The organism is uncultured Campylobacter sp., assembly GCF_937921625.1.
Classification (GTDB): domain Bacteria; phylum Campylobacterota; class Campylobacteria; order Campylobacterales; family Campylobacteraceae; genus Campylobacter_B.
Genome location: NZ_CAKZTI010000055.1, coordinates 67716 through 80933, shown reverse-complemented (window position 1 = coordinate 80933; position 13218 = coordinate 67716). Strand labels below are relative to the sequence as shown.

Genomic DNA, 13218 nt, shown 5'->3' with positions numbered 1-13218 from the left:
GGAGAGATTTATGAAAGAGATACCGTTTTATAAGGCTCAAATCGATAAAAAGGAGGAAGACTTAATCAAAAGCGCCCTCTACAACAGCGATATAAGATATAGCGAAATTTTTGAAGAGGATATTTGTAAATATTTCGGCGTAAAGCACGCCGTATCTACCACTAGCGGCACGACGGCGCTGCATCTGGCGCTTTGCGCGATGGATATTAAGCGCGGAGATAAAATTTTATGCTCCGTAAATTCCTTCCCCAATGTCGCCGAAGTGATCCGCCACTTCGACGCAGAGCCAGTTTTTGTAGATATCGATCCGATAAGCTTTAACATTACGAGCGAAAGCCTTGCTCGCACGATAGATCAGAACCGCCACAAGAAGCTAAAATGCGCTTTCATCTCGCACATCGCAGGACTTGCTGCAGATATAGGCGCCATCAGCGAGGTCGCCAAAAGCGAAAATATCATCCTTATAGACGATGCGTGCCGCGCTATGGGCGCTACCTATAAAGGCGCAAAAATCGGAGCGCTTAAAAGCTCGCTCATATCGTGCTTTCAGATCAATCCTCAAGCGCAAGACGCGATCTCTACGGCGGGCTTTTTCGTTACGAACGACGATGAGATAGCAAGCGCCGCGCAAATTTTAAGAAACGGCGGCATCGTAGGAGACGCCTTTTACAAAGACGGCAATATGTCCTTTACCTACGACGTCGATCGTATCGGTCAAAAATACGATCTTAACGCTATAAATTCCGCCTACGCGATCGCCCAGTTTGAAAAAACCGACGCTTTTATAAAGCGCCGCAAGCAGATCGCCGCAGCGTATCGCGAGCAGCTTGCAAACTGCCCGCACGTGACGCTTCCAAGCGACAGCGAGGAGCATATCTATACTCAATTCATCGTAAAGATCGACAAAAACCGCGACGATTTCGCCAAAGCGCTGATCTCGCGCGGAGTGAGCGTTTCGCTACACTATGTGCCGGTGCATCTGCTAAGCTACTATAAAAGCAAATATAATTACAAGGTCAATGATTTCCCGAATGCGCTTAAAAACTATCAGCAAATTTTATCCCTGCCGATCTATACGGCGCTTAGCGACGACGATGTAAGCTACATCTGCGAGCAGATCAAAGAGATAGCGCAAAATCGTGTTTAAACTCCTAATCGAGCGAAACTTATACGACCCGAGCCCCGCGTGGTTTGTGCTAGGGGTGATTTTAGCACCTCTTTCGCTACTTTACACGCTGATCGTATGCCTAAAAAGGCTCTTTGCTAAGCCGCAAAAATTTAAAATTCCGATAATCAGCGTCGGAAATTTAACCCTCGGCGGAAGTGGCAAAACCCCGCTAGTGCGGGCGCTTTTTAAAGAATTTAGCGAGGAGCTCAAAACATGTATCATCCTTCGCGGATACGGGCGCAAAAGCAGAGGCTTGCTCGAAGTGGCGCTCGGCGGCCGAATACTTTGCGACGTGCGGCAAAGCGGAGATGAGGCGATGGAATACGCGCTGTTTCTGCGCGGCGCAAACGTGATCGTCAGCGAAGATCGCGCCGCAGGGATCTTGCGCGCGCAAACTCTCGGCTTTGAGCTGGTGATCTTAGACGACGGATTTTCTAAATTTAATATATCTAAATTTGATATCTTGCTGCGCCCGCAAAGCGCGCCTAAGCTGCCCTTTTGCCTGCCCTTCGCCGCGTATCGCTACCCGCCGTTTTTTTATAAATTTGCGGATTTCATACCCGCGCAAAGCGACATCTCGCAGGAGCTTAAAATCATTTCGGCGGCGGATCTGCAAAGTAAGCTAAACGGCACGGATGAAATTTCAAATTCCACCGCGGATAAAATTTCGGATTTAAATTTAAAAACCGCCGCAGATAAAATTTCAAATTTAAATCCAGGCGCCGCAGATAAAATTTCAAATTTAAACCCTACCGAGGATAAAATTTCAAACTCCAAAGAGGCTGGTTTTGAAAAATCCCGCACGATCTTAATCAGCGCTATCGCCAAGCCTTGGCGTTTGCAAGAGTTTTTGCCGCTCGCAAAAGCTCACGCGTTTTTCCTCGATCATTATGATTTCAAAAAAGAGCATATTTTAGAGCTGCTAAGGCGCGAGGGCGCGGAGCATATCCTTTGCACGGCAAAAGATTACGTGAAATTAAGGGACTTGAGCGCGGAAATTTCGGTGATTTTGTTAAATTTGAAGCTAAGCGAAAACTTTATCCGCAAAATTCAAAACTACATAAACCAAGCTATGATAAAATAAGGTTTTTAAAGGAATTTTATGATAAAAAAGAGCAAAACCGCCGAAGTCATCATCTCCGCGCTGCCCTATATCCGTAAATTTAGAGATAAAATTTTCGTCGTCAAATACGGCGGCGCGGCGCAAACCGACGATACACTCAAGCTTGATTTTGCTCGCGATATCGTGCTTTTGCATATGGTCGGCATCAAGATCATCGTCGTGCACGGCGGCGGCAAAAAGATCAATCAGACCCTGGATAAGATCGGCGTGCGCAGCGAGTTTTGCGATGGACTTCGCGTAACGAATAAAGACGCGATCGAAATTACCGAGATGGTGCTAAGCGGCGCGGTAAATAAAGAGATTACGGCGCTTTTGAACCAAAACGGCGCGCCCGCGATCGGTATCAGCGGCAAGGACGGCGGGCTTTTGAGGGCAAAATTCCTCGATGAGAAAAAATACGGATTCGTAGGCGAGATCACCGAGGTAAACACCAAGCTGATAAACGACCTGCTGCAAAAGGACTATCTGCCGGTAATCGCTCCGCTTGCGGGCGGCGAGACGGACGAAAACGTGAGCTTTAATATCAACGCCGATCTCTGCGCCAGCAGGATCACAGCCGCGCTAAAAGCGAGTAAGGCGATATTTTTAAGCGACATTGACGGAGTGCTCGATAAAGAGGGAAATTTAATCAGCAAGCTTGATGCCGCGCTCATTTCGAAGCTTAAAAAGGACGGCACGATCGCAGGCGGCATGATCCCAAAGGTCGATGCGTGCCTGCAGTGCGTGCGAAACGGCGCAAATGCCGCACATATCATCAACGGCAAAATTCCGCACTCGATCCTGCTTGAGCTTTTCACGGACGGCGGCATAGGAAGTTTGATAAAGGAAGAAATTTAGGCGCGAGCGCGGAGGCGGCAGGCTTAAAGAGGCAATGCCGCAAGTCCGCGCAAGCAGCCTAAGCGATCAAATTTAAAGCGCCTAGGCGGGCGTAAATTTTAAAATTTTAAAAAGGAAAAAGATGAAACTGGTTTCAACGAGAGATTTTTCGCAAAAAGCGGATCTTAGCTACGCGCTGCTAAATCCGAGCGCGAGCGGCGGTGGGCTTTTCAGCCCCGAGCGACTGCCGCTTTTGAGCGAGGATTTTTTTAAGCAGTGCGAGGATCTGAGCTACAAACAGATCGCGCTTAAAATCATCGAGAGCTTCGATTTTGACGTAAGCAGCGAGGTTTTTGAGAGTGCGCTAAAGCGCTATGATAAATTTGAAAACCCAGCCTGCCCCGTCCAGATCAAAAAATTAAGCGAAAACGCCTATATTTTGGAGCTTTACCACGGCCCGACGCTTGCGTTTAAGGATATGGCGCTACAGCCCTTCGGCGCGCTTTTAAAAAGCATCGCAAAATCCAGAGGCGAGAAATTCTTGATAATGTGCGCCACGAGCGGCGACACAGGGCCTGCGACGCTGGAGGCTTTTGCGGACGATGAGAATATCAAAGCGGTCTGCCTCTACCCGCAGGGCGGCACGAGCGAGATACAGCGCCAGCAGATGGTAAAGCAAAGCGCGGCAAATCTTAAAATTTTAGGCGTGCGCGGCAACTTCGACGATACGCAACGCGCGCTAAAATCGCTACTGGCAGATGATGATTTCAAAAACGAGCTCGCGCGGGCAAACCTAAATCTAAGCGCCGCAAACTCGGTAAATTTCGGCAGGATTTTATTTCAGATCATCTACTATATCTGCGCTAGCATCTATTTCTCAAAGCACGGCGTATTGGGCTATGAGCAAAATTTAAACAAAAGCGATCAATGCACGGCGTGCGGCAAAAATTTTGGCGCCGCAGCGGGCGTAAACAGCGCACAGAGCGCAAAACCGAGCGCTAAATTTAACACCTTCGACGTCATAGTGCCTAGCGGAAATTTCGGCAACGCGCTGGGAGCGTATTTCGCCAAAAAGATGGGCGCAAAGATCGGCAAAATCAAGATCGCTTCAAACGCGAACAATATCCTGACCGAGCTTTTTACGCGCGGCATCTACGATCTGCGAAATCGCGAGCTCATCCGCACGATCAGCCCTGCGATGGATATTTTAGTTAGCTCCAACGTCGAGCGGCTGCTTAGCGATCTATTCGGCGATGCGCGCACGAGCGAGCTGATGCAGAGCCTGGCGCGAGATAAATTTTACAAGCTTAGCGCGAGCGAGCTTGCGAAGCTGCAGGAGGTCTTCGAAGCGGATTTTTGCGACGATGCGCAGTGCGCTAAGTTTATCAAACAAGAGAGCAGCCGCGGCGTGCTGATCGATCCGCACACGGCGACCTGCTTCAAGCTACTTGACGAAAGCCGCCTAAATCTCGTCATCTCGACCGCGAAGTGGATTAAATTTACGCCGTCGATGATCGGCGCTATCAAAGGCAGGGCTTGTGAGGATGAAAGGGCCGATATGATCGCGCTTTCGAAGGAATTTCGCAGCGATATTCCGCCGCAGATCTCGCGCCTTTTCAGCGCGCCGCAGGTACACTCAAGCGTCGTGGAGCAAAGCGAGATCAAAAACGCCATAATGGAGTGGATCAAAAAATGATAGTAATCCCAGCGCGCCTTGCTTCGACGCGCTTTAAAAATAAAATTTTATGTGAGTTCGGCGGCGTGCCGATGTTTATTAAAACGGCTCAAAATGCCGCCAAAGCAGACCGCGTGCTAATCGCCGTGGATGAGCCGCAAATTTTGAAGATCGCACAAGATTACGGCTTTGACGCCGTTCTTACCGCGCGCGAGCATCAAAGCGGCACCGATCGCATCGCTGAAGCGGTCGCGAACGCAGCGCTTGCGGAGAACGAGATCGTCATCAATATCCAAGCCGACGAGCCCTTTTTCGAGAGCGAAAATTTGATTAAATTTAAAGATTTCGCCAACGCCATGATCACGCAAAAGGGCGCATTTATGGCGAGCTGCTATAAATACATAAGCCAGCAGGCGGCAGAGGATCCGAATTTAGTCAAGCTAGTGCTTGATAACGCAGGCTTTGCGATCTATTTTTCGCGCTCGCTCATCCCCTATCCACGCGCGGCATGCGAGTGCTACCTCGGACACATCGGTATATACGCATACAGCGTGCGAAATTTAAAGCGGTTTTGCGCCCTGCCCGCCTCAGCGCTGGAAGACACCGAAAAACTCGAGCAGCTTCGCGCCATAAGCGCGGGCGAAAAGATCGCGATGCTCGAAATAAAAACCGCGAGCATCGGCATCGACACGCCGGCTGATTACGAGCGCGCGCTAAAGGAGTTCGGCAGTGGAATTTAAAATTTACTCGTTATGCAGCGCAGTGTTTGGGGCGCAAGAACTCGCCGCGGAGCGTAAAATTCTAACGCAACGCGAAATTTTAACGGCGTGCGGAATTTTAAAATTTAAAGATGCGAGCGCAAGATGAATTACGATGAATACAGATCCGCAGTAGATACGCTAAATGCGTGGGCGCGGGCATATTACACCGATGATCGGCCGATTGCAAGCGACGAGGAGTACGACGAGCTTTATTCGCAAGCTGAGAAATTCGAGGAGCAAAACCCCGAGCTCGCGCTGCCCTACTCGCCTACGCGGCGCATCGGGGGCGCGATCAGCGAGGGCTTTTCCAAGCTCGCTCACGGCGCGCAGATGTGGTCGATGGAGGATATTTTCGACGACGCGGACCTTTTGGCGTGGCTAGCTCGCGGCGAGAAGAGCGGCGCGCAGTTTTACGTCGAGCCGAAATTTGACGGCGCGAGCCTAAATTTGACCTACGAAGGCGGCGTGCTGATAAGCGCGGCGACGCGCGGCGACGGGCTTATAGGCGAGGACGTGACGCAAAACGCAAGAGCGATCAAATCGGTGCCGCTTCAGATCCCCTACGCGCAAAGGATCGAGATCCGCGGCGAGACGCTGATCGCAAAGAGCGATTTTGACGCGCTAAACGACGAGCGCGCCGCAAACGGCGAGAGTCTGTTTTCAAACCCGCGCAACGCCGCCGCGGGAAGCCTGCGCCAGCTAGATAGCGCAATCGTAGCGAAGCGGAAACTAAAATTTATCCCGTGGGGAGTGGGCGAGCATTCGCTAAACTTTGCGCTGCACTCGCAGATAATGGAGTTTGTACGTAGCCTAGGTTTCTTACGCGACGAGTTTTGCCGCATCTGCAAGAGCGCGAGCGAGATTAGGAGCGCGTACGAGGCGCTGCATAGCATGCGCGCGAGCAAAGATCTGATGCTTGACGGCATGGTAATTCGCGTAAATGAGCTTTCAAAGTGCGCCCAGATGGGCTATACGGTGAAGTTTCCGCGCTTTATGGTCGCGTACAAATTCCCCGCAGTCGAAAAGATAACGCGGCTGCGCGAGATCAATCTGCAGGTCGGCCGCACCGGCGCGGTCACCCCCGTAGCCGTCGTAGATAGCGTAAATATCGACGGCGCGAACGTTTCAAACGCGACGCTTCATAATTTCGACGAGATCGCGCGGCTGGAGCTGATGAAAAACGACTTCGTAGGCATCATCCGCAGCGGCGACGTGATTCCGAAGATCACGAGCGTTTATAAACAGCGCAGAGACGGCACGCAGAGCGAAATTTCGCGCCCGGATCGCTGCCCGGTTTGCGGCGAGAAGCTACTTGACGAAGGCGCGCTCATAAAGTGTCAAAACCTCGATTGCAAGGCGCGCGTGATAGGCTCGCTGATCTATTTCTGCTCCAAAAAATGCATGAATATCGAAGGTCTAAGCGATGCGACAATTACGCAGCTTTTTGAAAGCGGCAAAATTTCAAAGATCAGCGACATTTACGCCCTCGGCGCGCAGGATTTGGCGGATCTTGAGGGCTTTGCGGATAAAAAAATTTCAAATCTTTTGGGCGCGATAAATGCGAGCAAAAACGCGCCGCTTGAGCGCTTCATCGCTTCTTTGGGGATCGAGCACATCGGCGAGGTAGCCGCGCGCAAGATCGCTGCGGCATTCGGGCAGGATTGGCTGGATGCGAGCGAGGATGAAATTCTGCGGCTAGAGGGCTTTGGAGAGGCGATGGCAAGGAGCCTAGCGGAGTTTTGCAAGATAAATCGCGAAAAAATTCTAAATTTAAGCGAAATAATCACGCCGCGCGCGCCCGAGATGCAGACCGCCAAAAGCGCCTTCACGGGCCGCAGCGTCGTCATCACCGGTACGCTCAGCCGTCCGCGCGACGAGTTTAAGGCTAGACTTTTGGCGATGGGCGCGAAGGTGCAGGGCTCGGTATCGGCAAAGACCGACTTTGTGCTTGCAGGCGCAGAAGCAGGCTCCAAGCTGCAAAAAGCCCACTCGCTTGGCGTGCGGGTAATCGACGAAAGCGAGTTTGAAGCGCTTGCGAGCTTGGCGACGACCGGCGCAAATTCACTCGACAAGAACGAGCCTAAAGCGCTCGCGGGGAGCGGCGAGTGAAGGTTTTTTGCTTGGCGCCGAACCCACACGCAAACGGAGTGAGATTAAATTTTAAAAGCAATCTCCACCCTGCAGTGTTTGTGTGTTTTACGAAGCGCGAGAATTTTAAAAATTTTATGGCACACGAGCAAGCGGCAAAAACAATAAATCGAGCAGCCGTTGTAAGATCGCTGGGCTCTAAGGCGTGCGTAAAAGCGGCAGACCGAGAGGCGGTTTCTGCGAGGCGCGCGGGCTATACCTGCCGCGGCGCTAAGACGGCTAGCACGATGCCGATAGATGCGGCTGTAAGCAAGAATATCTCAAATTTTGCGGCACCTAAACACTGCGCCGATATGAAAAATTTTAAAATTTTCGCTAGCGGCAAGATAAAATTTGCAACGCACGGCGAGCAGAAATTTACAATACGTAGCATGGCTAAATTTGCGGCGCGGCGCGGGTTACAGTTTGAGCCTTGCGGCGCTGCTGCCCGCAACTTTGCTATGCGCGATAAAATTTTAAACTCAAGCTCGCGCAAAAATTGCATGAGCTTTAAAATTTCACCGCTGCGCGGAGAAAAAGCAAAATGAGATTTGATCTGCTCGTCGCAAATACGCTTAAAATCAGCAGAAATCAGGCTGCCGCGCTGATAAAGCAGGATAAAATTTTGCTGCGTGGCGCCGTGCAAAACAGACCCTCTGCGCAGATCTCACCCGAGCAGAGCGGCGAAATCAGCGCGATTGATCAAATTTACGTAAGCAGGGGCGCGCTCAAGCTTGCGGGCTTTCTGGACGAGCTCGCCGAAAACGGGCTTTTGGCGAGTTGCGGCGAAAATTTGCCTAACTCGGCGGCAGAAATTTCAAAGCCGTGCAGCGGCGCGAAGAGCGCGGATAGCAAAGCGGCAGCGACGCAAAAGGCGGGCGCAGTAACGATGCAAATTTCAAGTGCAGATTTTGCGGCTACGGATAAAATTTTAGGCGCGGACGAGGCTGATAAAATTCCAAGCGCTACGGCGGCAAAGATCGCAGAAATAAATACCGCGACGACAAAGAGCGCTAAAGCAACTACCGAGGCGATCCGTACCGCAAAAACTAATGCCGATACGGCGGAGCTTTTACAAACCGGTGCAGGCAAGCAAACGGTGGAATTTTTACAGACGAGCGCGGACGCCGATACGGCGGAACTTTTGCAAACGGACGCAGGCGCCGAAACGGCAGAGATTTTAAATGCGGCGAAAGCCTTCAAATCGGGCGGTAAGGTGGGCGCGTGCCGCAACGAAGGCGGCGCGGAGCGTATGCAAGCAGAGCCCTCGCAAAAAGACATTTTAAATTTAGCGGGAGCCGATGTTTTGGACGTGGGCAGTAGCACGGGCGGGTTTGTGCAGATTTTACTTCAGCGCGGCGCAAAGAGCGTGACTGCGCTTGACGTCGGCAGCTCGCAGCTAAGCGAAATTTTGCGGCGCGATCCTCGCGTGATCGTGCGCGAAAACACCGACATCAGGGAGTTTGAAAGCAAGAAGAAATTTGATCTCATCACCTGCGACGTGAGCTTCATCTCGCTAAATTTGATCTTAAAAAGTCTAGCGAGCCTCGCAAAAAGCGCTCTCATCGTGCTATTTAAGCCGCAATTTGAGGTGGGCGCGGAGATCAAGCGAAATAAAAAAGGTGTGCTCAAGGACGAAAAAGCGGTGTGTGTCGCGCGAGCGAAATTTGAGTGGCTATGCGCCGAGCTGGGGCTTGCCACGCTGCACGCTAGCGCCTGTAAGATCACGGGTAAAGAGGGGAATAGGGAATTTTTCTATCTTCTAAAAAGGATGAACGATGAAATTTAAAAACTTAATTATATTGGCGTTTTGCGCGCTATTTTTGGGCTCATGCGCCAAAAGTCTGAGCCCGAAAGCGCCGATCGTAAAAAACTTCGACATCTCTAAATTTAGCGGCGGCTGGTATGAGATCGCTCGCATGAAGGGCGGCGGCGAGCTGCAAAACACCGCGTACGAGTGCTTTATCGATAAAAACTCCACGATCAATCTTCTAAAAACTGCCAAAACAAGCTCGGGTAAAATCGAAAACGAGCAGCACGTGTTGGAGTTTGCAGGCGATAAAAACGTAGGCCTGCTCTATCAAAAAGGTCTGATTTCCGACTCCCTCTACCGCGTGGCGCAGGTGGACGGCGACTATCGCTACGCCCTGATCTTTGGCGCCGATACGAGCGAGCTTTACATCCTCTCGCGCACCAAAACCCTACCTGAGCCGATCCGCATCCTCTATCTAAAAAAGGCGAAGCACAGCGGCTACGACACCAAAAAAATCGTCTGGACGAAGCAGCAATAATGGCTAATCAAAAATCAGGTAAAGACCATACAGAGGCTTCATTGCGGAATTTTAAAGAGCAAAATTCTACGGAACGAAATTCGATCGCACAGAATTCCAGCTTGAAAAATTTTACGGAACAGAATTTCACAAGCAATTGGGAGAATTCATCTCAAAATATCAAACGTCCAAGGCAAGAGTTGAGCGAAAACAAAACCGGCGATGCGCACCGCGCAGATGAAGCAGACACCGACGCCGCTTGCAGTAACGAAACGGCTTATGGCGGCACTTGCGGCAATGGCGTAGACGCACAAGCTCAAAGCGCGCTTCCTGCTTGTGCGGAGGTGCTGCGTGCGCGCCTAAGCGAGCAGTTCACACGTGGCGAGATTTTCGCAACGCTACAAGGCGCAAACCGCGATAATGTGCACGCCGTAGCGATCGGTAACTTCGACGGCATGCACCTTGGACATCAAAAATTATTTGAGCGCCTAGGCGAGCAAGGCGCAATAATCGTAATCCTAGCAGGTGGTGGCACGAAGCTAACCCCTTTTGCGTCGCGGCAGGCTTTTACGGACAAAAAGATTTTTTATTGCGATCTACGCGCTATCAAAAGCCTTAGCGGAGGCGAATTTATTGCACTTTTAAGGCAGAATTTCATAAATTTACAAAAAATTGTCGTCGGCGAGGACTTTAGATTCGGGCGTGATCGGGCGTGGGACGTGGAATTTTTAAGGCGCGAATTTAGCGGGCAAACCTGCGTCGTAGGGGAGTTTTGCTTAAGCGGCGGCGGCGTGCATTCAAGTAGGATCAAAGAGCTTTTATCGCGCGGCCAGTGCGAAGAGGCGGCGGAGCTTTTAGGGCGAAATTACGAGATCTGCGGACGCGTAGTGCGCGGTCAGGGACGCGGGGCGCGGGAGTTCGTAGCGACGCTAAATCTTGATGCGAGCGGCTATTTTATGCCAAAAAGCGGCGTGTATGCGAGCCTAGTACGCGCCGGAAGCAAGGAATTTGCAAGTGTGAGCTTCTTGGGGCACAGGCTCAGCACTGATGGGGCTTTTGCGCTTGAAACGCACATTTTAGAGGATTTTGCGGGCTTTGAAGCGGGTTTAAATTCCGCACAAGATCGCGCGCCGTGCTGCGAGGGGCAAGCCGCACATTCTGCGCGAAATTTAGATGAAATTTCGGCGTGTAATTCGGCTGAAATTTCTACGCAGAATTTTGTGGCGAGCGAGAGCTTGGGCGCCGAGAATAAAAATTTAGAGGCTACGAGTAAAAATAGCACCACGAAATTCGTCTGCGTGAAATTTATAAAGTTCCTACGTGAAAATCGCAAATTTAGCGATCTAGCGCAGCTTAAAGAGCAGATTTTAAAAGACGCTTCAGAGGCAGAGGCGGTACTACGAAGCCGCAAATTTTAATCTACGGCTTGTAAGCTTAAAGATGAAATTTGCGGGCTGTGCGCTTTGAATTTAATGCATCCGTCTGCGTTTCACATCTACGGCGCATTAAATGAGCCATTTGCGTCGTCCCGTATAAAAGTCGTGTGCCCGTTGTCACTGAGAATACTTGGTGCACCGCCTGCGTCTGTGCGATGCCATATGGGAAGTACGCACAAAAGCGGCGCGCAAGCCGATAAAAAGTCGTTAAATTTTAACGACGTATCGCCTACATGGCTTTAACGCACCTTGGGCTTGGGTTTATGTAAGACGAGGCAAGTGCAAGCTGTGCCGAGAATTGAGAACGATAAAAAATCTTAGTTGTGCTGCGAAGCTTTAAAATTTAGCAGGGCTGAGCTTCCGAGCAAGAGCCAAGCGGCTAAATTATACGCCTAGCTAAACGCGGGATTTTGTCAAGCGGGCTCCATTTTACGGCGCGTAAAATCGCAAAATGGGCGCGAAATTCTACCAATATAGCTTTGGCTATGCTTTTAGTTTAAGTTCATAATTAAAGAATTTAAAGGAGCTGTTTTGGCAGTGCGAGATTTGGCGGCGTAAAATTTAATGCTGAGAAATTCCAAGCCCGCTAAATACGGCGTAGAATTTTAAGGACGTATTTGCACGGCGTGAAATTTTAAGGCGTGTCAAGCAAGACGTGAAATTTAATCATGCATCGAGCGTATCTGGGCTAGAAGTTGGGCGCAAACTGGGATGCAGCTCGCTCGCATTAAAAGCGCTCATGCTGCGTTTAAAATTTAGGTATGCTTACACGCGGGGCAAACTAAGCGCAAAAATTCCATGCGTAGCGGTCGCAAATCGAGTGTTGCGCAAGTGCAGGAAGCACGGTGTGAGAATTCTGCGCTTAGTGCATAGGAAGTATAAATCAAGTGCTGCGTAAATAGCAAAACTAAAAAGGAAACGGATGAAAGACGAAATTTTTAAAGAGCCTATCAAAAAACAGTTTGAGTTTGACGCCAGCGTCGCGTCGGTTTTTGATGATATGATCGGGCGCAGCGTGCCGTTTTATGAGGCCAGCACGCGGCTTAGCAGCGAGCTTTTGGCGCGGATACTGCCGCAAAAGGCTCGCGTGATCGATCTTGGCTGCTCGACTGCGACCGCGCTGCTGGCGCTGTTTGCGCTGCGCCCGGATCTGCGACTGTGCGGTATCGACAGCTCGGAGGCGATGATACAAAACGCCCGCGCCAAGGCGGCAGCGTTCGGCGCGAAGCTCGATCTTAGCGTATCGGACGTGCTGGATGCGAGCCTCGCAGACTGCGACGCCGTGATTTTAAACTACACTCTGCAGTTCATCAGGCCGCCGCGCCGCGCCGCGCTCGTGAGTAAAATTTACGACGGATTGCGCGAGGGCGGGGTTTTGATCTTTAGCGAAAAGATTATCTACGAAGAGCCTGCGCTCGCGCGTCAGATGATCGAAATTTACGAGGATTACAAGCGCGCGCAGGGCTATTCGCGCTACGAGATCGCGCAAAAACGCGAGGCACTTGAAAACGTCCTCGTGCCCTACACCGAGGCAGAAAACCGCGCCTTGGCGCTAAGCGCGGGCTTTAAGCGTGTCGAGAGTATCTTTAAGTGGGCAAATTTTATGAGCTTCGCGGCGTTTAAATAGCGATAATTTAAATTTACAAGAAGTATAAATTTTAGAATTCTATGAATTTAAAAATTTCAATGATTTCCGAAGTTTTTTACTTTCCAAAACTCTTGCATTATAAAATTTGAAGCAAAATGCAGAGTGCAAATTTTAAATTTTATTCTGTACGCAAAAGCGCTCCCGTATTTCAAAGGCATAAAACCTAAAATATCTTCTCGTACACGCAACTTTTG

12 protein-coding genes are annotated in these 13218 nt (G+C 50.5%); all 12 read left to right on the top strand.

The window, feature by feature from the left end; all coding sequences use genetic code 11:
* The first annotated feature begins 10 nt into the window (after positions 1 to 10).
* The 12 genes from Q0101_RS09390 to cmoA all read left to right on the top strand — a co-directional run bounded on the left by Q0101_RS09390 (position 11) and on the right by cmoA (position 13003).
* Positions 11 to 1147 carry a DegT/DnrJ/EryC1/StrS aminotransferase family protein gene (locus Q0101_RS09390; RefSeq protein WP_297944799.1) on the top strand — a complete coding sequence of 379 codons (1137 nt, stop codon included), beginning with the start codon at positions 11 to 13 and terminating at the stop codon, positions 1145 to 1147.
* Positions 1140 to 2252 carry a tetraacyldisaccharide 4'-kinase gene (locus Q0101_RS09385; protein WP_297944797.1) on the top strand — a complete coding sequence of 371 codons (1113 nt, stop codon included), beginning with the start codon at positions 1140 to 1142 and terminating at the stop codon, positions 2250 to 2252. Before Q0101_RS09390 ends, Q0101_RS09385 begins: the two co-directional genes overlap by 8 nt.
* 18 nt (positions 2253 to 2270) lie before the next feature.
* Positions 2271 to 3128: an acetylglutamate kinase gene (argB, locus tag Q0101_RS09380; protein ID WP_297944794.1), complete on the top strand. Its 858-nt coding sequence runs from the start codon at positions 2271 to 2273 to the stop codon at positions 3126 to 3128.
* Positions 3129 to 3249: 121 nt separating this feature from the next.
* Positions 3250 to 4803, top strand: a complete 1554-nt coding sequence (gene thrC, locus Q0101_RS09375) for a threonine synthase (RefSeq protein ID WP_297944791.1) — start codon at positions 3250 to 3252, stop codon at positions 4801 to 4803.
* Positions 4800 to 5522 (top strand): 3-deoxy-manno-octulosonate cytidylyltransferase, encoded by a 723-nt coding sequence (kdsB, locus tag Q0101_RS09370; RefSeq protein WP_297944789.1) that lies wholly within the window; start codon positions 4800 to 4802, stop codon positions 5520 to 5522. The genes thrC and kdsB overlap by 4 nt, the downstream gene beginning before the upstream one ends.
* On the top strand, positions 5512 to 5649 hold the full coding sequence (locus Q0101_RS09365; protein ID WP_297944785.1) for a hypothetical protein: 138 nt from the start codon (positions 5512 to 5514) through the stop codon (positions 5647 to 5649). The genes kdsB and Q0101_RS09365 overlap by 11 nt, the downstream gene beginning before the upstream one ends.
* Positions 5646 to 7652, top strand: coding sequence for an NAD-dependent DNA ligase LigA (gene ligA / locus Q0101_RS09360; protein WP_297944782.1), 2007 nt, complete (start codon positions 5646 to 5648; stop codon positions 7650 to 7652). The genes Q0101_RS09365 and ligA overlap by 4 nt, the downstream gene beginning before the upstream one ends.
* Complete coding sequence (locus Q0101_RS09355) at positions 7649 to 8218, top strand: hypothetical protein (protein WP_297944780.1); 570 nt, start codon at positions 7649 to 7651, stop codon at positions 8216 to 8218. The genes ligA and Q0101_RS09355 overlap by 4 nt, the downstream gene beginning before the upstream one ends.
* Positions 8215 to 9459, top strand: a complete 1245-nt coding sequence (locus Q0101_RS09350; RefSeq protein WP_297944777.1) for an SAM-dependent methyltransferase — start codon at positions 8215 to 8217, stop codon at positions 9457 to 9459. Before Q0101_RS09355 ends, Q0101_RS09350 begins: the two co-directional genes overlap by 4 nt.
* On the top strand, positions 9449 to 9961 hold the full coding sequence (locus Q0101_RS09345) for a lipocalin family protein (protein ID WP_297944775.1): 513 nt from the start codon (positions 9449 to 9451) through the stop codon (positions 9959 to 9961). Before Q0101_RS09350 ends, Q0101_RS09345 begins: the two co-directional genes overlap by 11 nt.
* On the top strand, positions 9961 to 11358 hold the full coding sequence (locus Q0101_RS09340; protein WP_297944773.1) for a riboflavin kinase: 1398 nt from the start codon (positions 9961 to 9963) through the stop codon (positions 11356 to 11358). Before Q0101_RS09345 ends, Q0101_RS09340 begins: the two co-directional genes overlap by 1 nt.
* Positions 11359 to 12298: 940 nt before the next feature.
* On the top strand, positions 12299 to 13003 hold the full coding sequence (cmoA, locus tag Q0101_RS09335) for a carboxy-S-adenosyl-L-methionine synthase CmoA (RefSeq protein ID WP_297944770.1): 705 nt from the start codon (positions 12299 to 12301) through the stop codon (positions 13001 to 13003).
* Positions 13004 to 13218: the final 215 nt, after the last annotated feature.